Source organism: Micromonospora sp. WMMD987 (genome assembly GCF_029581435.1).
GTDB classification, from domain to species: Bacteria; Actinomycetota; Actinomycetes; order Mycobacteriales; family Micromonosporaceae; genus Micromonospora; species Micromonospora rifamycinica.
Map to the genome: position 1 here is coordinate 6620830 of NZ_CP120861.1, position 20331 is coordinate 6641160.

Genomic DNA, 20331 nt, shown 5'->3' on the forward strand with positions numbered 1-20331 from the left:
GCTGACGGACGACGCGCACTTTACCTACGATGAGCCAGGTTCGGGTTACCGAGCGCCACCCGGAGGTGCTTTTTGTCCACTGTCGTCATCAAGCGGCCACCGCGCCGGCCCGCGCCGGAGATCCCGGTCGGCGAGCTGCCCGTGGAAGGCCCGCCGGAGATCCCGGCGGTCACCGGCGGGCGCTGGCAGCAGGCGCTGATGGTGCTGCCGATGCTGGGCGGCACGGTGGCGATGGCGATGATGTTCGGCCGGGGCGGCGGCGCCTACTCGTACGTGGTCGGCGGGATGTTCGGGCTCTCCTCGGTGGCGATGCTGATGACCTCCTGGGGCAGCGCCTCCGGCACTCCGAGGAAGTCGGAGATGATGGCCGCCCGCCGGGAGTACCTGCGGCACCTGGCCGCGCTGCGGCGACGGGTCCGGCAGACCGCCCGGCGGCAGCGGGCCGGACTGTACTACCGGCATCCCGACCCGGAGCGGCTCTGGTCGACGGTGGACAGCCACCGGGTCTGGGAACGCCGCCCCGGTGACCCCGACTTCGGCGTGGTCCGGATCGCCGTCGGGCCGCAGACGCTGGCCACCCCGCTGGTCCCGCCGGTCACCCGTCCCCTGGAGGAGCTGGAGCCGATGACCGCCGGGGCGCTGCGGCGCTTCCTCGACGCGTACTCGGTGGTGCCGGACCTGCCGGTGGCGCTGTCGCTGCGCAGCTTCGCCCGGGTCTTCGTCCGGGGCGGGCCGTCGGGCGGCACCGGCGGGGCGGCGCAGGGCGGCGGCACCGGTTCGCCCGACGCCCAGGCGTTGGCCCGCGCCATGGTCACCCAGCTCGCCGTCTTCCACGCCCCCGACGAGTTGCTCCTCGCCGTCTGCGCCGGCCCGGAACGGCGTCGGCACTGGGAGTGGGTGAAGTGGCTGCCGCACGCCCACCACCCGAGCAGGGTCGACGCGCTCGGCCCGGTCCGGCTGGTCACCAGCTCCGCCGTCGAGCTGGAACGGCTCCTCGACGAGGTGCTGGCCAGCCGCTCCCGGTTCAGCCCGGCCGGGCCGGCCACCGACGGTCCGCACGTGGTGGTGCTCCTCGACGGCGGTGACCTGACCGACGCCACCGAGCTGACCGGCGACGGCGGCATCGACGCGGTGACCGTGCTCGACCTGGACACCCCGCCGCCGCGCCTGCTGGACCGCTTCGCCCTGCTGCTGGAGGTCCGCGCCGGCCGGCTGCATTCCTGGTCGGCCGAGGGGCACGCCGAGGTGGGCACCGCCGACCGGCTGGCCGTCGCCGACGCCGAGGCGGTCGCCCGGCGGCTCGCCCCGCTGCGGCTCGCCGCCGCCGCGCGGGGCACCGAGGCCGCCCCGGGGACCGAACCCGGCCTGCCCGAACTGCTGGGGCTGGGCGACCCGGAGGGGTTCACCGCCGACCAGGGCTGGCTGCCCCGCTCGCCCCGGGACCGGCTACGGGTGCCGATCGGCGTCGGCGCGGACGGCGGCGCGGTCGAGCTGGACCTCAAGGAGTCGGCGCAGGACGGGATGGGCCCGCACGGGCTGCTGATCGGGGCGACCGGTTCCGGCAAGTCGGAGCTGCTGCGCACCCTGGTGCTGGCGTTGGCCGCCACCCACAGCTCGGAGCAGCTCAACTTCGTCCTGGTCGACTTCAAGGGCGGGGCCACCTTCGCCTCCTTCGACCGGCTGCCGCACACCGCCGCCGTGATCACCAACCTGGTCGACGCGCTGCCGCTGGTCGACCGGATGGTGGACGCCGTCAACGGCGAGCTGATGCGCCGCCAGGAGCTGCTGCGCCGGGCCGGCAACTACGCCAGCCTGCGGGACTACGAACGGGCCCGGACGGCCGGTGCCCCGCTCGCCCCGCTCCCGTCGCTGCTGCTGGTCTGTGACGAGTTCTCCGAACTGCTGTCGGCCAAGCCCGACTTCATCGACCTGTTCGTGCAGATCGGCCGGCTGGGCCGCTCACTCGGCGTGCACCTGCTGCTGGCCAGCCAGCGGCTGGAGGAGGGGCGGCTGCGCGGGTTGGACACCCACCTGTCGTACCGGATCGGGTTGCGCACCTTCTCGGCGCTGGAGTCCCGCACGGTGCTCGGGGTGCCGGACGCCCACGAGCTGCCACGGTCCCCGGGGCACGGTTACCTGCGCGCCGGCACCGACCCACTGGTCCGGTTCCGGGCCGCGTACGTCTCCGGGCCGGTCCGCCGCCGGGGTGCGACGGCCACCGGTGGGGCCGGCGGCACGGCCCGGCTGCTCGCCTTCTCCACCCATGTCGTGCCGGTGCCGGAGCCGGCCGTCGCGGTGCCCCCACCGGCCGTCGAGGAGGAGGCCGAGAGTCTGCTCGACGCGCTGGTCGGCCGGCTGGCCGGGCAGGGACCGCCGGCCCATCAGGTGTGGCTGCCGCCGTTGGAGCACGCGCCCACCCTGGACGAGCTGCTCGGTCCACCCGTCGTCGACCCGCGGCGTGGCCTGTGCTTCGCCAATCCGGAGCTGCACGGCGGTCTCCAGGTGCCGGTGGCGGTCGTCGACAAGCCGTACGAGCAGCGACGCGACCTGCTGTGGTTGGCGCTCGGCGGCGCGGCCGGTCACGTGGCCGTGGTCGGCGCTCCGCAGAGCGGCAAGTCGCACGCGTTGCGGACCCTGGTCTGCGCGCTGGCGCTCACCCACACCCCGGCCGAGGTGCAGGTCTACTGCCTGGACTTCGGCGGCGGTGGGCTGACCGCGCTGCGGGAACTGCCGCACGTGGGCGGGGTCGCCGGTCGGGCCGACCCGACGGTGGTCCGCCGTACCGTGGGGGAGGTCGCCACCCTGCTGGCCGAGCGGGAACGCCGCTTCACCGAGCTGGGGGTGGAGTCGACGGCGGCGTGGCGTGAGCGGAGTCGGGCGCTCGCCGCCGCCGGTCAGCCCACCGGCGACCCGTTCGGTGACGTGTTCCTCGTCGTGGACGGCTGGGCCACCCTGCGGGGCGAGTACGACGACCTGGAACCCCTGATCACCGACCTGGCCACCCGGGGCCTTTCGTACGGGGTGCACGTGGTGGCGAGCGCGGTGCGCTGGCTGGACTTCCGCCCCGGCATCCGGGACCTGTTCGGTTCCCGGGTGGAGCTGCGCCTGGGTGACCCGTCCGACTCGGTGGTGAAGCGGGCCGCGGCGGCCGGTGTCCCGGAGCAGCCGGGGCGGGGGATCACCGCGCAGAGTCTGCACTTCCTGACCGCCCTGCCGCAGCTCAGCGGCGGGGACACGGCGGAGCTGGTGAAGGCGGTCGGGGGTGCCTGGTCGGGGCCGGCCGCGCCCCGGGTCCGGTTGCTCCCGCCGGTGCTGCCGTACGCCGAGCTGGACCGCACCGGCACCGGCCTGGCGTTCCCGGTCGGGATCGCCGAGGCGGACCTGCGGCCGGTGCTGCTCGACTTCGCCACCGAGCCGCACTTCGTGGTCTTCGGCGACGCCGAGTGCGGCAAGTCGTCGTTCCTGCGGGCGCTGGCCACCTCGATCGTGGAACGGTTCACCCCGGAGCAGGCCCGGGTGATCCTCGTCGACTACCGGCGCAGTCTGCTCGGGACCGTCGAGACCGACCACCTGATCGGGTACGGCACGGCGGCGGCGCACACCACCGAGCTGATCGAGTCGGTCGCGGGCTACATGCGGGACCGGCTGCCCGGAGCGGGGGTCACCCCGGCTCAGTTGCGGGACCGTTCCTGGTGGTCCGGCCCGGAGCTGTTCATCCTGGTCGACGACTACGACCTGGTGGCCAGTGGTCCGGCGAACCCGCTGCACGGGCTGGAGGAGCACCTGCCCCAGGCGCGCGACGTCGGCCTGCACCTGGTGCTGGCCCGCCGCTGCGGTGGCGCCGGGCGGTCCCAGTACGAGCCGATCGTGCAGCGGCTGCGGGAGCTGTCCACCGCCGGTCTGGTGATGAGCGGCAGCCCGGACGAGGGGCAGTTGGTCGGCGCGGTGCGGCCGGGACCGTTGCCGGCGGGGCGTGGTCGGTTGGTCACCCGCCGCGAGGGCGTACGCCTCGTGCAGCTCGCCCACCTGCCGCCGCCGTGATCCGGGTGTGTCGGAACGTGCCGTGTCGGCAGGGAGAACCGGTAATCTCCGAGCAGCAGGTGTCCCGCGCGATGAATGGCTGACGATGTGACCAGGGTTCGGCAGGGCTCTCCGACCACGCTGCACCGGTTCGCCGGGCGGGCGCTGCTCGGTGTCGCGGCGACCACCGTCGGTGTGCTCGGCGCGGCCCCGCCCCCGGCTGCCGTGGCGGCCCCGCCGTCGGTCGTCCCGGAGCACCGGCCGTGGGTCGCCGGGGCGTCGGCCCGACCGGCCGTGCTCGCCGGCCAACCGGCCACGGTGGTCGCGCCGCGCGCCGCCGGACCACTGTCCGAGCCCGACTTCGCCCCGGTGGAGGCCCGCGCCGACCGGGTCCGCGACGACCAGTTCCAGCTCGACACGTTGAACGCGGCGACCGCGTGGCGCACCTCGACCGGCCGCGGCGTCACGGTGGCGGTGATCGACTCCGGGGTGGACGGTGGTCATCCCGACCTGGTCGGCCAGGTGCTGCCGGGGATGGACCTGGTCTCCCCCGGCGGCGCCGCCGAGCCGGACCCGGTGGGGCACGGCACCACGGTGGCCAGTCTGATCGCCGGGCGTGGCGACGACCGGCGGGGCGTGGTCGGGCTCGCCCCGGACGCCCGGATCCTGCCGGTCCGGGTGCTCGACGACGAGAACCGCTACGACGACGCGATGATCGTCGCCCGGGGGGTGCGCTGGGCGGTGGACAACGGCGCCCGCGTGATCAACCTGTCGCTGGGCGGCAGCGGTGACAGTCCGGCCCTGGCCGCCGCGCTGGACTACGCCTTCGCCCGGGACGTGGTGGTGGTCGCCTGCACGGGTAACGTCGCCACGTCCACCACCTCGAAGGTCTGGTACCCGGCGCGGGAGCCCGGGGTGATCGCGGTGGCCGGCCTGGAACGCGACAGCGAGAACCTCTGGTCCGGTTCGATCACCGGCCACGCGACCACGCTGACCGCCCCGGCGACCGGCCTGGTCGGGGCCCGCCCGCCGAGCAACTACTGGGGGGTGCAGGGCACCAGCTTCGCCGCGCCGCTGGTCGCGGCGACCGCCGCCCTGGTCCGCTCCCGCTACCCCGACATGTCCGCCGGTGACGTGGTCAACCGGTTGCTGAGCACCGCGAAGGACATCGGCCCCACCGGCCGGGACGACCGCTTCGGGTACGGCATGGTCGACCCGGTCGCCGCGCTCACCGCCGACCTGCCGCTGATCAACCGCAACCCGTTGGATGACAACGACTCCCCCGGGGTGGCCGGGTTCGGCCCGGCCCCCGGTTCCGTCGCCGACAACCGGGCCGGCGGCACCGGCAGCGACCCGCTCGGGTTCACCGCCCCGCGGCAGCACACCCGGTGGACGGCCCAGCCGGCCGGCGGTGCGGACGACGCCGCCCCGCGCCGGTTGTGGACCGGGGTCGCCGTGACGGTCGCCCTGGTCATCGGGGTGGCGTTGATGGTCCGCCGGTTCCGGCTGTGGGGTCGTTGAAGCGGGTCTGATTCCGGGTACGGGTGGGTAGAGCAGAGCGCATGAGTTCCCCCGGTCCCCGTTCCCCGGTGTCCCCGTCGGGCCGGTCCTGGCGGGACCGTCGCCTGGACCGGGACCGTTCGCTCGGGCTGCGGTTGACCCTGGCGGCGGTGGCGGCGTTCCTGGTGCTGGTCCCCTTCGCGCTGCTGGCGGTGCTGGTGGTCGGGGCGTGGACCCCGCTGCACGACCTGGACGCGGCGGTCACCGCGGCCCTGCACCGGTTCGCCGCCGACCATCCGGGCTGGGTACGGGTGATGACGGCGTGGACGCACCTCTTCTCGCCGGGTCCGCTGCGGGTCGCCGCACTGGTCGTGGTGGTGTGGGCGTGGCGTCGCGGCTCGCGGCGGCTGGCGCTCTGGGTGGTCACCACGATGGCCGTCGGCGGGGCGCTCGGCGCGCTGTTGAAGCTGCTGGTCGGGCGGGACCGGCCGGAGTTGCTCGACCCGGTGGCCCGGGCCGCCGGGTTCTCCTTCCCCTCCGGGCACGCGCTCAACGCGATCCTCGCGGCAGGGGTGCTGCTGCTGGTGTTCCTGCCGTTCGCGCGGGGCCGCCCCGGGGTCCGGCCGCTGCTCTGGGCGGTCGCCGTGCTGCTCGTCGGGGTGACCGGGCTGAGCCGGGTGGCGCTGGGCGTGCACTGGGCTAGCGACGTGCTCGGCGGCTGGCTGCTGGGCGCGGCGGTGGTGGCGGCCACCGCGGCGGCGTTCCGGACCTGGCGGGAGCAGGCCGGGCTGCCCGCCGGCCGGACCACCGTCGACGGGGTCGCGCCGGAGCTGGTCGACCCGCGCACGTAGCGGACCGCTGTCCCAGGGCACGTGGCGCTGGGCAGGACCGTGCCCGACCCGCGCGTAGTCGGCCGCCGCCCGGGGTACATGGCGGCCCATGTCCGCCATCGCCGCGCAGGTCGCCAAGCGGGTCCTCCTTCCGGTCCTCCTGCTGCTCTCCGTCATGGTCCTGCTGGGGCTGCTGGTGACCCGGGTGCTCCCGGACGTCTGGCCGTTCACCGTGGAGGACGCGGTCAACCGCGAGCTGGCCGCCGACCGTACCAGCGGTTGGAACGACGTCTCGCTGGTGTTCAGCACGCTGGCCAGCACCCAGTTGATCGTCACGGTCACCGTGCTGGTGGCCCTGGTGCTCCGGCTGGTGCTGCACCGGTGGCGGGAGCCGCTGTTCCTGTGCGCGGCGGTGACCGCCCAGGCGCTGGTCTTCCTGCTCACCACGCTGGCCATCGACCGGCGTCGGCCGGCCGTGGAGCACATGGACGTCTCCCCGCCGACGTCGAGCTTCCCGTCCGGCCACACCTCGGCGGCGGTCGCCCTCTACGTCGGCATCGCCCTGCTGTTGGCCCTGCGGGCGAAGAGCACCGCCGGCAAGGTCACCTGGTGGAGCCTGCTGGTGCTGGTACCGCTCGGGGTGGCGCTGACCCGGATGTACCGGGGCATGCATCACCCGAGCGACGTGGTGGCGTCCTTCGTCAACGGCGGCACCTGTGTGGCGATCATGGCGCGGGCGGTGCTCGACCGCTCCCTGACCTGGGGTCGGGCCACGCTGCCGGGCCTCACCCCGGCGGGCGGGGACGCCCCGGCCGCGCACGCTCCGGCCGCCGGCTGAGCCGGCTCCCGCACCCCGCCGGCTGAGCCCGGCTCCCGCACCCGTCGGCCGGGCTCAGGTGCAGTCGCCGGTGCCCACCCCACGGGTACGCTCCGCGCCGGCCAGCGCCACCGGTCGGGCCTCCTCGGCGGTCACCGCGAACCCGGTGTTCGGGTCGTCCGCCGCCGCCGCGAAGATCACTCCGAGCACCAGGCCGTTGGAGGAGACCAGCGGGCCACCGGAGTTCCCGCTGCGGACCAGCGCCCGGATGGTGTAGATCTCCCGGTTCACCTTGCTGGCGTTGTAGATGTCCGGGCCCTCGATCCGGTCGACGTCCCGGATCCGGGCCGGTCGGGCGTCGTACGGGCCGTCGAGGGGGAAGCCCAGCACGATCGCGTCCGCGCCGCTGCCGGCCTGCCCGGCGGCGAAGCGCAGGGACGGGCCGGGTAGCCCCGGCACGTACAGCACGGCCAGGTCGCGGTCCGGGTCGTAGACGACCACCTCGCCGTCGTACCGCTCGCCGCGCAGCTCGACCGCGACCGAGCGGGTGCCGGCCACCACGTGCGCGTTGGTCATCACCCGGTCGTCGGCGTAGACGAAGCCGGAACCCTCGATCCGGCGCGAGCAGCTCGGCGCGGAACCCAGCACCTTCACCACCGCCCGCTGGCTGTTCGCCACGACCTGGGAGCCGGCCAGCGCCGGGTCCGGTGGGGCGACCTGTCGCGCCGAGGTACGGCCGAGGCCGTTGAAGACGTCGGGGAACCCGTTGGTGTCGACGGTGTCCCGCAGCGCGGTGGACAACTCCTGTGCCTGGTCCGGTAGGACCCGGTCGACCACGGTCAGCAGGGCGCTGTTCTTGACCGAGGCGGCCAGCCAGGGCAGCGACGACGAGCCCAGCGGTACGGCGACCAGCCAGGCCACCAGCATCACCGCGAGGATCGAGACGAACGCGCCGCCGATGTCGTCGGCCCGTTTGGCGGTGTCGTTGGTGATCGTGCGGCGCAGGTGGGAGCCGAGCCAGCCGGCCAGCGCCTGACCGAGGACGGCGAGCCCGAAGACCGCGACCAGGGAGACCAGCACCCTCGTCCCGCTGTCGATGAACTGGCGGGCCAGCATCGGCCCGACCTGGAGCCCGATGAGCGCACCCAGGAAGAACCCGGAGAACGACAGCGCCCCGATGACGAAGCCCTGACGGTATCCGCTGATCGCGAACACGAGCATGAGCAGGAGCAGAACGAGATCCACGGCCGACACCGGTCAAGGGTACGTGCACCGGACACCGGTGCGGCGCCGCGGCTGCGGAACGTGACGGTCAGGTTCGTGGACCGGCCAGTTCGTCGACCTCGTCGGTGCCGGCCGAGGGGGCCGGGGTGGCCCCGGCCGGCGGCAGCTCGACCACCCGTGACCAGGGCCACGGGCGGGCCCAGCCGCCCATCTCCAGCAGCGCGTCCAGCACCCCGGCGGTGAACCCCCAGACCAGCATGCCGCGGACGGAGAAGGCCGGGCCGATCCAGCCGCTGGAGTGCCGGACCCGCATCCGGTTGGCCGGGTCGACCAGCTCCGCGACGGGCAGCCGGGCGACGTGCGCGACCTCGGCCGGCTCCCGGGGGTGCACCGGGTGCGGGCTGTGCCACCAGGCCAGCACCGGGGTGACCACGAAGGCGCTGACCGGGATCCACAGCCTGGGCAGCTCGGCGAGGACGGTCACGCTGGTCGGGTCGAGGTCGACCTCCTCGTTCGCCTCGCGCAGCGCGGTGGCCCGGGCGTCGGCGTCCCCCGGGTCGGCCGCGCCGCCGGGGAAGGCCGGTTGGCCGGCGTGGTTGCGCAACGTGGCGGCCCGCTGGAGGACCAGCACGTCGGGGCCCGAACCGGGCTGCTCACCGAGCAGCACCAGCACCGCGCTCTCCCGGCCACCCTCCTCGGGGGTGGTCAGTCGGGTGAAGTCCTCGGCCCGCGCGGTGCCGAGCCGGTCCACCAGCGGGTCGAGCCAGGACGGCGGACGGGGATTCACCGGCCCGGCTCCGGCCGGACGACAGGAGCCGGGGCATCCGTCGCGCGGCGGGTGAGGGCCGGAGCCGACGTCGCATGACGGGTGCCGGGGGCCGCCCGGGGGTGGGAGGTCACGCGGGCACCGTCAGGCCGAGGTGACGGCGGACCAGGTCGGCGAGGCGGGCGTCGTCGAGTGCGCCGGAGGTGTCGGTGTGCCGGACCCGCCCCTGCGCGTCGACCAGCAGGGTCAGCGGGACGGCCGTGCGGCGCAGCTCCCGTTGCAGGGCCTCGCCCTGGTCGAACAGCACCGGGAAACGGATGCCGAAGTCCTCGCCGATGGCCTGCGCGCCGTCCCGGCTGTCCCGGCTGTTCACCCCGACCACCTGGAGCTGGCCGGCGGCGCGGACGCTGAGCCGCTGGAAGGCGGGCAGTTCCTTGCGGCAGGGCGGGCACCAGGAGGCCCACACGTTGATCACGGCCGGGCCGCGGATGTCGCGCAACGCCACCGGGGAACCGCCGGTGAAGCAGGAGAGCACCAGTTCGGGCAGGAGGTCGCCGCCGGCCGGGGCCGGGCTGCCGGTCGTACCCCCGCCGTCACCGGCCCCGGCGGACCCGGACGGCACGGGGGTGGTGGCCGGCGGGCCGGTGAGGGTGGCGCAGTCGGCGAACGGCGACGGGCGGGCGGGCCGCCCCCGGTCAGGGCCGGTGGCGGCGTCCTGCGGCCCGGTGGTGGCGGTGCAGCCGGCGAGGACCAACAGCACCGGGACGACCAGCGCGGCGAGCCGACGCCTCACGGTGCCTCCGCGACGGTGGCCTGGGCGGGCACCAGCTCCGGGTCGACCCCGGCGGCGACCGCCAACTCCCGGGCACGGGGACCTTTGAGCAGCTTGGCGGCGGCGGCCGGCTCGGTCGGCCCGAGCCCGTACGACGGGCAGAGCCGGGTCAGGGTGCACGCCCCGCAGGCGGGCTTGCGGGCGTGGCAGACCCGCCGGCCGTGGAAGATGATCCGGTGCGAGAGCATGGTCCACTCCCGCTTCGGGAAGAGCGCCCCGATCTCGTGTTCGATCTTGACCGGATCGGTCTGGACGGTCAGCCCCCAGCGCTGCACCAGCCGCTGGAAGTGGGTGTCGACGGTGATCCCCGGCACGTCGAAGGCGTTGCCCAGGATGACGTTGGCCGTCTTGCGGCCGATCCCGGGCAGCGTCACCAGATCCGCCAGCCGGCCCGGAACCCGGCCGTCGTACCGCTCGGTCAGGGCCTGACCCAGCTTGATCAACGAGTCGGTCTTGTTGCGGTAGAAACCGGTCGGCCGGATCAGCTCCTCCAGCTCGGCCCGGTCCGCCGCGGCGTAGTCGGCCGCCGTCGGGTAGCGGGCGAACAGCTTGGGGGTGACCTCGTTGACCTTCTTGTCGGTGCACTGCGCGGAGAGGATCGTGGCGACGGCCAGCTCCAACGCGGTGGAGTGATCGAGTTCGCAGTGGGCGTCGGGGTGCGCCTCGGTCAACGCCCGACCGATCCGCCGGGCACGCCGGGTACGGCCGAGGTCCGTCTCGCCCCGGCCGGGAGAGCTGATGGTCACGCCGGCCAGCCTACGTCGCCGCTGCGACGCGCCGCCGGGCCACGCCGCCCGGTCAGCCGGCGTCGGGTGGGCTGATCTTCCCCTTGCCGTCGAACCGCGCCCCGGTACGCGGGAAGTCGTTGCCGCTGAGCTGCTTGACCAGTCCGAGCCCCTGGCCGGCGGAGTCCATCCCCGGCCTGCCCACCGAACTCATCCGGGTGGAGGTGAAGGAACCGCCGGCGAAGCTGCCGTCCGGCTTCAGGGAGACCTTCAGCACCCCGCCCCAGCCGAGCCGGCCGGTCGGGTTGAGCGAGCGGGCGCCCCCGGCGAAGTTGCCCAGGCTGTACGCGATCAGCCGGCCCTGGTAGAACTCCATCCCGCGCAGCACGTGCGGGCCGTGTCCGACGATCAGGTCGGCCCCCGCGTCGATCATGGCGTGGGAGAACTTCACCGGGTCGCCCCGGTTCTCGCCGAGGAACATCTCGGTGCCGGGGCGGACCCGGGTCTTGTCCGACCCCTCGCCGCCCATGTGCACCTGCACCACCACCAGGTCGGCCATGGTGGCGGCCTTCTCGACGACCCCCTTGGCGGCGTCGATGTCGACCAGGCTGTTGGACCAGGGGTACGACGAGAAGCCGGCCACCGCGACCTTCACCCCGCCCACCTCGACCACGGTGATCTGGTCCGGTGCTCCGGTGTGCTTCAGGCCGTGCTTCTCCAAAGCCTGCCGGGTGTTCTCGTAGCCCTGCGGGCCGAAGTCGTAGCCGTGGTTGTTGGCCTGGTTGAGCAGCTGGAACCCGGCATCCTTGAGATGGGCGGCGTACTCCGGCGGGACGCGGAACTGGTAGCAGTTGCTGGCGTTCGCGCCGCACTTGCCGGTGCCGGTGTCGGTGGTGAGCGGCTCCTCCAGGTTGCCCATCACCAGGTCGGCCTTGAGCGCGTCCCGCACCTCGTCGAAGAAGCCCTTGCCGCCGTTGGCGGGCAGCCGGGACGGGGCCATGCCCATCACGATGTCCCCGGTGGCCGACAGGGTGACCGCCTCGTCCTTGCCGGCCGCCCCGGTGGTCGGCACCGGGGAGCCGCTGGCACCACCGCCACCGCCCGGTCGCCAGACCGGGTCCGGGGCGTCGTGTTGGGCACAGCCGGCGAGGAGCACGGCGAGCAGCGCACCGGAGGCGAGCACGGCGCGGCGGCGGGGACGGGGCTGGGGTGAGGCGGCAGAATACATCGCCCGAGACGCTACCGGGCGGGTAATCGACCGACGACGGCCGATCGGACGGAAGTTCAGCACGTCCGCCGCTGCGACCACGGGACGCAGGGCACCGACCCACCGGCCCGGACCGCCGCGTGGACCGCGCGGGCGAGCGGGGCGCCCCAGGCGGACCGGGGACCGCCGTAGGGCTGGGCCGGACCGGCGGCCGGGCAGAGCACGGTCACCGAGTCGGTGGGGGTGCCGGTGCCCGGCAGGCCCAGCTCCCGGATCGCCTGGCACTTCGCCTCGGTCGCGGTGGCGACGGCGTTCACCAGGGCGGCGTCCCCGAGCGTCACCGGCACGTAGACGACGATGTTGACCGTCCCGACCCGCACGACCGGTCCGGCCTCCGACGCCCCGGCAGCATCCGGCACCACGTCCCGTACCGGGCCGGTGGGCTGGGTCGGGGTGTCGGGCGCCCGGCCCGGGGTGGTGTCCTGGGCCGGGGTGGTGTCCTGGGTCGGGGTGTCGGGCGGCTGCGCCGGGGCGGCGGCCCAGAGGGGGGTGCCGAGGCCGACGGTGGCCCAGACCCGTACCCCGGTGTCCGCGCGGGCGGCCACCTCGGCGACGTCCACGCCGGTGAGCAGGCCGACCCCCGGCCCGTCGAGGCCGAGCCGGTCGGCGAGCGCGGTCAGGTGGGCCGCCGGGTCGTCCCGGTGGTACGACATCGGCACGGTCGCGTTGACCACCCAGTGACGGACGCCCACACCGCCGCCGAGTGGGCCGGAGCTGACCGCCCGCAGCGGCGGGTGCGCCCGCCACACGAGGAGCGGGATGTCCTGTCCGTCCTCGGGGCGGTGGGTCAGCACCGGGTCGCTCAGCACCCGGACACCCTACGACCAGCGGCGGCGACTACCGGTGACCAGGTGGTTCGGGCGGGGGATCGTAGTGGCCGATCGGGTCGGCGAGGTTACGCCCAACGATCAAGTTTCCAGGGGTGCAGCTCTGATTCGTCCTCACATGCGCCTAGACTTGGCGGCGCGCGAGGGATCAGCGGACGGCGGACCCGGCCGAGGGACGGCAACGCGCAACCGGAGGTGCGCGATGGATGAGGTACTGGCTCGCAGCGGGATCTTCCAGGGTGTCGACCCGGAGGCTGCCGAGGCGCTCGCCAAGGAGATGGAGACGATCGACGTCCGCAAGGGCGAGATCGTCTTCAACGAGGGCGAGCCCGGCGACAGTCTCTACATCCTCCTGTCAGGCAAGATCAAGGTCGGGCGGCGGGCGGCCGACGGCCGGCAGAACCTGATCGCCGTGATGGGTCCGTCGGACATGGTCGGTGAGCTGTCGCTCTTCGATCCCGGACCGCGTACGGCCACCGCCACCGCGGTCACCGACACCCGGCTGGTGCGGCTGCGCAAGCAGGCCCTGCGCCCGTGGCTCAACAACCGGCCCGAGATCGCCGAGCAGCTGCTCCGGGTGCTCGCCCGTAGGCTGCGCCGGACGAACGACTCGCTGGCCGACCTGATCTTCACCGACGTGCCGGGCCGGGTCGCCAAGAACCTGCTCCAGATGGCCGGTCGGTTCGGCACCCGCGACGGTGGCGTGCTGCGGGTGACCCACGACCTGACCCAGGAGGAGATCGCCCAGCTCGTCGGCGCCTCCCGCGAGACGGTCAACAAGGCGCTCGCCGACTTCGCCTCCCGTGGCTGGCTGCGACTGGACGGCAAGAGCATCATCATCCTCGACCCGGAGCGTCTCGCCCGCCGCGCCCGGGTCTGACCCGGCACCCCACGTACAGACACCGGCCCGGGTCTGACCCGGTACGCGTGCAGACACCGGCCCGAGGCCGCCGCGACCGGCGGTCCCGGGCCGGTGCGCGTACCGGCCGGGTCGCCGGTGGCCCGGTGTCTGCCCGGCGCAGAATGTCTCGACAACGCGCCGCCGCCGGGCGACCGTGGACGGATGCTGGAACGGGTCGCGGTGCTCTCCGACGTCCACGGTGCGTTGCCCGCGCTGGAGGCGGTACTGGCCGAGCCGGAGGTGACCACGGCCGACCTGATCGTGGTGACCGGTGACGTGGCGGCCGGCCCACAGCCGGTCGAGGTGCTGGACCTGCTGGTCGGGTTGGGTGACCGGGTCCGCTGGGTACGCGGCAACGCCGACCGGGAGCTGGTCCAGGCCCGCGCCGGCCGACCGTCGGAGCACGACGTGTCGAACTGGGCGGCGGACCAGCTCCGCGCCGACCAGGTGGCCCTGCTGGCCGGACTGCCGCTGACGCTCACCCTCCCCGTCGTCGGCCTCGGCCCGGTGCTCTTCTGCCATGCCACGCCCCGGGACGACGCGGAGGTGGTGCTGGTCGACTCCCGGCCGACCCGCTGGGCGGAGGTGTTCGCCGGCCTGTCGGCGCAGGTGCGCACCGTGGTCTGCGGGCACACCCACATGCCGTTCACCCGGCTGGTCGACCGCCGCCTGGTGGTCAATCCGGGCAGCGTGGGCATGCCGTACGGCGGGCCGGGGGCGTACTGGGCGTTGCTCGGCCCGGGGGTACAGCTGCGCCGGACGACGTTCGACGTCGACGCGGCGTGCGCCCGGGTCGCCACCGGGTCGGCCTATCCGGAGGCCGCCGCCTGGGCCGACGAGTACCTGCGCTCCCGGCACGGTGACCTCGACGCGCTGACCGCCTTCGCCCCCCGCGACGGCCGCTGACCGACGACCGGACGGGCCGAGGGGGCCAGCGGGCCGAAGGGGCCAGGCAGAGCACCGGGCAGAGCACCGGCAGACCGCCGGGACGGGAGCCGGGCAGAAAAAGTCAGGCTTGACTGTTTGTTTCGACGGCGGCACGCTGTCCCCGTGGCCCCCGCATCGACCCGCGTCCCCCAGCAGGAACGCAGCCGCGCGACCCGCGCCCGGCTGTTGGAGGCGACGGTCGACTGCCTGGTGCGCTACGGCTGGTCGGGCACCACCACCACGGTGATCGCCACCCACGCCGGAGTCTCCCGTGGCGCCCAGCTGCACCACTATCCGACCAAGGCGGCGCTGGTGACCGCCGCCGTCGCCCACCTCGCCGAGCGACGGGCCGAGGAGCTGCGTGTCGAGGCCGAGGCGTTGCCGGTCGGGCCGCAGCGACTCGACCGTGTCGTCGACCTGCTCGGCGTCGCCTTCACCGGGCCGCTCTTCGTGGCCGCGCTGGAGCTGTGGGTGGCCGCCCGGACCGACCCGGAGCTGCGCGACGCGTTGGTGCCGCTGGAGGCCCGGGTGGGGCGGGAGATGCACCGGCTCACCGTCGCGCTGCTCGACGTTGACGAGCGTCGGCCCGGGGTCCGGGAGGCGGTGCAGGCCACCCTCGACCTGCTCCGCGGGCTCGGCGTGGCCAATCTGCTCAACGACGACTCGGCCCGCCGGACCGCCCTGCTACACACCTGGAAGCGCCAGCTCGCCACCCTGCTCACCCCGGAAACCGCCGGCCGCCACCCCGGAAACCCCCGGCGACCGGACCCGTCCGCTTCCGCCGGCCACACCGGCCCGACCGGTCACCCCGGATCCACCGACCCGACCTGAGCCGCGCTCATCGGCCCACCCGCCCGGAGGCACCATGGTCGACCCGACCGCCCTGCTCGCCGACCCGACCGAGTCCGGGCAGCTCGACGCGCTCGTCACTGTGCTGCCCCCCGGGGCGTGGACGCGACCGGCACCCGCCCCCGGCCGGACGGTCGCCCACCGGATCGCCCGTCTCGCGTGGGTCGACCACGTGGCAAGGGCGACCGCTGTCGACCCGGCCGCGTACCACGGCCCGGTCATTCCGGCCACCGACCCGGGCCGGCTGGTCGAGGACGCGGCCGCCGGGTTCCTGGCCCCGCCGCGCGTCGCCCGCGCCCGCCGCGTCGACCGCGAGGGGGCAGCCGCGTGACCGGCGTCCTGCGGGTCGGCAACGCCTCCGGCTTCTACGGCGACCGGTTCACCGCCTGGCAGGAGATGCTCGACGGCGGTGAGCTGGACGTGCTGACCGGCGACTACCTGGCCGAGCTGACCATGCTGATCCTCGGTCGGGACCGGCTGCGCGACCCGGGTCTCGGTTACGCGAAGACCTTCCTCCGTCAGCTCGAGGGCTGCCTCGGCACCGCCCTGGACCGGGGCGTGCGGATCGTCACCAACGCGGGTGGGTTGCACCCCGCCGGGCTGGCCGCCGCGATCGGCGTACTCGCCGACCGGCTCGGCCTCACCGTCCGGGTCGGCCACGTCGAGGGCGACACCCTGCCCCGGCCGGACGCGCTGACCGCCAACGCCTATCTCGGCGCGTTCGGCATCGCCGCCTGCCTGGACGCGGGAGCCGACGTGGTGGTCACCGGGCGGGTCACCGACGCCTCGCTGGCGGTCGGGCCGGCCATCGCCAGGTTCGGCTGGCGGCCCGGCGACCTGGACCGGCTGGCCGGAGCCACCGTCGCCGGGCACCTGATCGAGTGCGGGGCGCAGGTCACCGGCGGCAACTTCAGCTTCTTCACCGAGCTGCCCGACGGCGGGCACCGGCCCGGCTTCCCGATCGCCGAGATCCATCCCGACGGCTCGTCGGTGCTCACCAAGCACCCCGGCACCGGCGGCGCGGTCACCGTCGAGACGGTCACCGCGCAACTGTTGTACGAGGTGGCCGGCCCCGACTATCTCGGCCCGGACGTGGTGAGCCGGCTGGACACGGTACGGCTGCGGCAGGACGGACCGGACCGGGTCCGGGTGGACGGGGTGCGGGGCACCCCGCCGCCGGCCACCCTCAAGGTGGGCGTCAACAACCTGGGCGGCTTCCGCAACACGATGACCTTCGTGCTCTGCGGGCTGGACATCCCGGCCAAGGCCGCGCTGGTACGGGGGCAGGTCGAGGCGGCCGTCGGCGCGGACGGGCTGGAGTTCAGCCTGGCCCGTACCGACCATCCGGACGCGGCCGACACCGAGACGGCGAGCGCGCTGCTGCACGTACACCTGCGCGACGGTGACCGGGCGCGGGCCGGGCGGGCGTTCTCGGCGGCGGCGGTGGAACTGGCCCTGGCCTCCTACCCCGGCTGCACGCTGACCACCCTGCCGGGTGACGCCACCCCCTACGGCGTGTTCACCGCCGACGCCGTGCCGCAGGCCGACGTGCCCCACGTGGCCGTCCTGCCGGACGGCACCCGGCTGCCGGTCCCCCCGCCGTCGCGGACCGGGGCACCGGCCACGGAACGCACCCCGGTTCCGCCGGAGCCCGCGCGGGCGGCACCGGCACGGGCGGTCGGGCCGACCCGGCGGGGGCCGCTGGGCGAGCTGGTCGGGGCACGGTCGGGCGACAAGGGCGGCGACGCCAACCTCGGCGTCTGGGCGCGCAGCGACGCCACCTGGGGGTGGCTGCGGGAGTGGCTGACCGTCGCCCGGCTGGCCGAACTGCTGCCGGAGACGGCCGCGTCGACCGTCGAACGGTACGAGCTGCCGAACCTGCGGGCGGTCAACTTCGTCATCCGGGGCCTGCTCGGGCCGGGGGTGGCCGCCTCCACCCGGTTCGACCCGCAGGCCAAGGCGCTCGGCGAACTGCTCCGCTCCCGGGTCGTCGACCTGCCTGCCGCTCTCACCCCCGGCCCGCCCGCAGCCGGGGAGGCGGACCGGTGACCATCGTGGACACGCCCGAGCGGCGGCAGTTGCGGGAGCTGACCCGGGCCTTCGTGACCCGGGAGGTGCTGCCGTACCTGGCCGACTGGGAGCGGGCCGGCGAGGTCCCCCGGGCGCTGCACGCCACCGCCGCGAAGATCGGCCTGCTCGGTATCGGCTTCCCCGAGTCGGTCGGCGGCAGCGGCGGCGACCTGCTCGACACGATCGTGGTCACCGAGGAGATCATCCGGTCCGGTGGCTCGTCCGGGCTGGTCGCCGCCCTGTTCACGCACGGCATCGCGCTGCCGCACATCGTCGCGGCGGCCGGGGCGCGCACCGGCGGCACGCTCGGCGGCCGGCTCTCGGCGCACCGGTCCGCCGCCGACGACCCCCTGGTCACCCGGTACGTCCGACCGACGCTGGCGGGTGAGCTGATCGGCGCGCTGGCGATCACCGAACCGGACGGCGGCTCGGACGTCGCCTCGATCCGCACCACCGCCCGCCGCGACGGCGACCACTACCTGGTCAACGGGTCGAAGACGTACGTCACCAGCGGGGTACGCGCCGACTTCGTCACCACGGCGGTCTGCGGCGACTTCCCCGGCAGCGGGTCGCTGCACCTGCTGGTGGTCGACCGGGGCACCCCCGGGTTCACCGTGGGTCGGAGGCTGGACAAGCTCGGCTGGCACTGCTCGGACACCGCCGAGCTGTCCTTCGTCGACGTGCGGGTGCCGGTGGCCAACCGGATCGGCGAGGAGGACACCGGCTTCCTGGCGATCATGCAGAACTTCGCCACCGAGCGGCTCTCCCTGGCCACCCAGGCGTACGCGACCGCGCAGCGCTGCGTGGAGCTGGCGACCCGCTGGTGCCGGGACCGGTCAACGTTCGGCCGTCCGCTGGTCAGCCGGCAACTGGTCCGGCACCGGCTGGCCGAGATGCACACCCGCGCCGAGGCGGCCCGCGCGTACGTGCACCAGGTGGCCGCCCGGGTGGCGGCGGGCGAGCCGGTGGTGACCGAGGTGGCGATGGCGAAGAACGTCGCGGTGGCCGCCTGCGACCAGGTGGTGGACCAGGCGCTGCAACTGCACGGCGGGTTCGGCTACCTGCGTGACGCCGAGGTCGAGCGGCACTACCGGGACGCCCGGATCCTCAGCATCGGCGGCGGCACCACCGAGATCATGAACGAGATCATCGCGAAGGGTCTGGGTCTATGACGACACTGGAGAGTGCGGTCGACCCGGCCGCGCCGGCCTTCGTGGCCAACCGGGAAGCGCTTCGGGAACGTCTCGCCGAGTTGGACGCCGCGCTCGACCAGGCACGGGCCGGCGGCGGGGAGAAGTACGTGGCCCGGCACCACGGTCGCGACAAGCTGCTGCCCCGGGAGCGGATCGAGCTGCTGCTGGACCGGGACAGCCCGTTCCTGGAGTTGTCACCTGTCGCCGCGTACGGCACCGACTTCCCCGTCGGGGCGAGCGTGGTCACCGGCATCGGCGTGGTCGAGGGCGTCGAGTGCCTGGTCGTCGCCAACGATCCGACCGTACGCGGCGGCGCGGTGAACCCGTGGTCGCTGGCGAAGACCCGACGGGCCGGTGAGATCGCCCTGGCCAACCGGCTGCCGATGGTCAACCTGGTGGAGAGCGCCGGGGCGGACCTGCCCACCCAGGCGGAGATCTTCATCCCGGGCGGCCGGGTGTTCCGCGACCTGACCCGGCTCTCCGCCGCCGGGATCCCCACGGTCAGCGTGGTCTTCGGCAACGCCACCGCCGGTGGCGCGTACGTGCCGGGGATGTCCGACCACGTGATCATGATCCGGGACCGGTCGCAGGTCTACCTGGCCGGGCCGCCGCTGGTGAAGATGGCCACCGGCGAGGTCACCGACGACGAGTCGCTGGGCGGCGCGGCGATGCACGCCGGCACGTCCGGGCTGGCGGACCATCTGGCCGAGGACGAGCGGGACGGCATCCGGCTGGCCCGGCGGTGCGTCCGCCGGTTCAACTGGCGCAAGCAGGGTCCACCGCCGCGCGACCTCGACCCCCGGCCACCGAGATACGACCCGGAGGAGTTGCTGGGCATCGTCAGCGCCGACCTGAAGGTGCCGTTCGACCCGCGTGAGGTGCTGGCCCGGGTGCTCGACGGCAGCGAGTTCGACGAGTTCAAGCCGGCGTACGGCACCGCGCTGGTCACCGGCTGGGGAGAGCTGCACGGCTACCCGGTCGGCGTGCTGGCGAACGCCCGGGGGGTGCTGTTCAGCGCGGAGGCGCAGAAGGCGGCCCAGTTCATCCAGCTCGCCAACGCCACCGACACCCCGCTGGTCTTCCTCCAGAACACCACCGGCTACATGGTCGGCACCTCCTACGAGCAGCGCGGCATCATCAAGCACGGCGCTTTGATGATCAACGCGGTGGCGAACTCGACGGTGCCGCACCTGACGGTCAACCTGGGCGCCTCGTACGGGGCCGGCAACTACGGCATGTGCGGCCGGGCGTACGAGCCGAGGTTCCTGTTCACCTGGCCGAACGCCAAGTCGGCGGTGATGGGGCCGACGCAGTTGGCCGGGGTGCTGTCGATCGTCGCCCGGCAGGCCGCCGCCGCCCGGGGCCGGGACTACGACGAGGACTCCGACGCGGCGATGCGGATGATGGTCGAGCAGCAGATCGAGTCGCAGTCCGGGGCGCTGTTCCTCTCCGGCCGGCTCTACGACGACGGGGTGATCGACCCCCGGGACACCCGTACCGTCCTCGGGCTCTGCCTGTCGGCGATCCACAACGCACCGGTGAAGGGCGCCGACGGCTTCGGCGTCTTCCGGATGTGAACCCGT

16 protein-coding genes and 1 pseudogene are annotated in these 20331 nt (G+C 74.3%); 11 read left to right on the forward strand and 6 right to left on the reverse strand.

The window, feature by feature from the left end:
- The first annotated feature begins 72 nt into the window (after positions 1 to 72).
- The 4 genes from eccCa to O7612_RS28280 all read left to right on the forward strand — a co-directional run bounded on the left by eccCa (position 73) and on the right by O7612_RS28280 (position 7188).
- Positions 73 to 4041, forward strand: a complete 3969-nt coding sequence (eccCa, locus tag O7612_RS28265) for a type VII secretion protein EccCa (RefSeq protein WP_282268895.1) — start codon at positions 73 to 75, stop codon at positions 4039 to 4041.
- Positions 4042 to 4116: 75 nt separating this feature from the next.
- Positions 4117 to 5541, forward strand: a complete 1425-nt coding sequence (mycP, locus tag O7612_RS28270; protein ID WP_282268896.1) for a type VII secretion-associated serine protease mycosin — start codon at positions 4117 to 4119, stop codon at positions 5539 to 5541.
- A 41-nt stretch (positions 5542 to 5582) separates the two neighbouring features.
- Complete coding sequence (locus O7612_RS28275) at positions 5583 to 6371, forward strand: phosphatase PAP2 family protein (protein WP_282268898.1); 789 nt, start codon at positions 5583 to 5585, stop codon at positions 6369 to 6371.
- 88 nt (positions 6372 to 6459) lie between these two features.
- A complete protein-coding gene (locus O7612_RS28280) occupies positions 6460 to 7188 on the forward strand; it encodes a phosphatase PAP2 family protein (RefSeq protein ID WP_282268900.1) in 729 nt (242 codons plus the stop codon).
- A gap of 54 nt (positions 7189 to 7242) precedes the next feature.
- Here O7612_RS28280 and O7612_RS28285 read toward each other — a convergent pair whose 3' ends face one another.
- The 6 genes from O7612_RS28285 to O7612_RS28310 all read right to left on the reverse strand — a co-directional run bounded on the left by O7612_RS28285 (position 7243) and on the right by O7612_RS28310 (position 12790).
- Positions 7243 to 8421 carry a MarP family serine protease gene (locus O7612_RS28285; protein WP_282268903.1) on the reverse strand — a complete coding sequence of 393 codons (1179 nt, stop codon included), beginning with the start codon at positions 8419 to 8421 and terminating at the stop codon, positions 7243 to 7245.
- Between the two features lie 58 nt (positions 8422 to 8479).
- On the reverse strand, positions 8480 to 9178 hold the full coding sequence (locus tag O7612_RS28290) for a CoA pyrophosphatase (RefSeq protein WP_282268905.1): 699 nt from the start codon (positions 9176 to 9178) through the stop codon (positions 8480 to 8482).
- 109 nt (positions 9179 to 9287) lie between these two features.
- Entirely contained in the window at positions 9288 to 9950 is a 663-nt protein-coding gene (locus O7612_RS28295; RefSeq protein ID WP_282268907.1) for a TlpA disulfide reductase family protein, read from the reverse strand.
- Positions 9947 to 10735, reverse strand: coding sequence for an endonuclease III (gene nth, locus O7612_RS28300; protein ID WP_282268909.1), 789 nt, complete (start codon positions 10733 to 10735; stop codon positions 9947 to 9949). The genes O7612_RS28295 and nth overlap by 4 nt, the downstream gene beginning before the upstream one ends.
- A gap of 52 nt (positions 10736 to 10787) precedes the next feature.
- Positions 10788 to 11942: a CapA family protein gene (locus O7612_RS28305; protein ID WP_282268911.1), complete on the reverse strand. Its 1155-nt coding sequence runs from the start codon at positions 11940 to 11942 to the stop codon at positions 10788 to 10790.
- Positions 11943 to 11998: 56 nt separating this feature from the next.
- Positions 11999 to 12790: an adenosylcobinamide amidohydrolase gene (locus tag O7612_RS28310; protein WP_282268913.1), complete on the reverse strand. Its 792-nt coding sequence runs from the start codon at positions 12788 to 12790 to the stop codon at positions 11999 to 12001.
- A 220-nt stretch (positions 12791 to 13010) separates the two neighbouring features.
- Between O7612_RS28310 and O7612_RS28315 the strand changes: the two genes are divergently transcribed.
- The 7 genes and pseudogenes from O7612_RS28315 to O7612_RS28345 all read left to right on the forward strand — a co-directional run bounded on the left by O7612_RS28315 (position 13011) and on the right by O7612_RS28345 (position 20325).
- On the forward strand, positions 13011 to 13688 hold the full coding sequence (locus tag O7612_RS28315) for a Crp/Fnr family transcriptional regulator (protein ID WP_067306583.1): 678 nt from the start codon (positions 13011 to 13013) through the stop codon (positions 13686 to 13688).
- Between the two features lie 183 nt (positions 13689 to 13871).
- Positions 13872 to 14615 (forward strand): metallophosphoesterase family protein, encoded by a 744-nt coding sequence (locus tag O7612_RS28320; protein ID WP_282268915.1) that lies wholly within the window; start codon positions 13872 to 13874, stop codon positions 14613 to 14615.
- A gap of 144 nt (positions 14616 to 14759) precedes the next feature.
- Positions 14760 to 15323 (forward strand): annotated as a pseudogene (locus tag O7612_RS28325) (TetR/AcrR family transcriptional regulator); the annotation flags it as partial.
- 178 nt (positions 15324 to 15501) lie between these two features.
- Positions 15502 to 15816, forward strand: coding sequence for a maleylpyruvate isomerase N-terminal domain-containing protein (locus tag O7612_RS28330; RefSeq protein ID WP_282268917.1), 315 nt, complete (start codon positions 15502 to 15504; stop codon positions 15814 to 15816).
- Complete coding sequence (locus O7612_RS28335) at positions 15813 to 17534, forward strand: acyclic terpene utilization AtuA family protein (RefSeq protein ID WP_282268919.1); 1722 nt, start codon at positions 15813 to 15815, stop codon at positions 17532 to 17534. The genes O7612_RS28330 and O7612_RS28335 overlap by 4 nt, the downstream gene beginning before the upstream one ends.
- Positions 17531 to 18727, forward strand: a complete 1197-nt coding sequence (locus O7612_RS28340; protein ID WP_282268921.1) for an acyl-CoA dehydrogenase family protein — start codon at positions 17531 to 17533, stop codon at positions 18725 to 18727. Before O7612_RS28335 ends, O7612_RS28340 begins: the two co-directional genes overlap by 4 nt.
- Positions 18724 to 20325: a carboxyl transferase domain-containing protein gene (locus tag O7612_RS28345; protein ID WP_282268922.1), complete on the forward strand. Its 1602-nt coding sequence runs from the start codon at positions 18724 to 18726 to the stop codon at positions 20323 to 20325. Before O7612_RS28340 ends, O7612_RS28345 begins: the two co-directional genes overlap by 4 nt.
- Positions 20326 to 20331 lie beyond the last annotated feature (6 nt).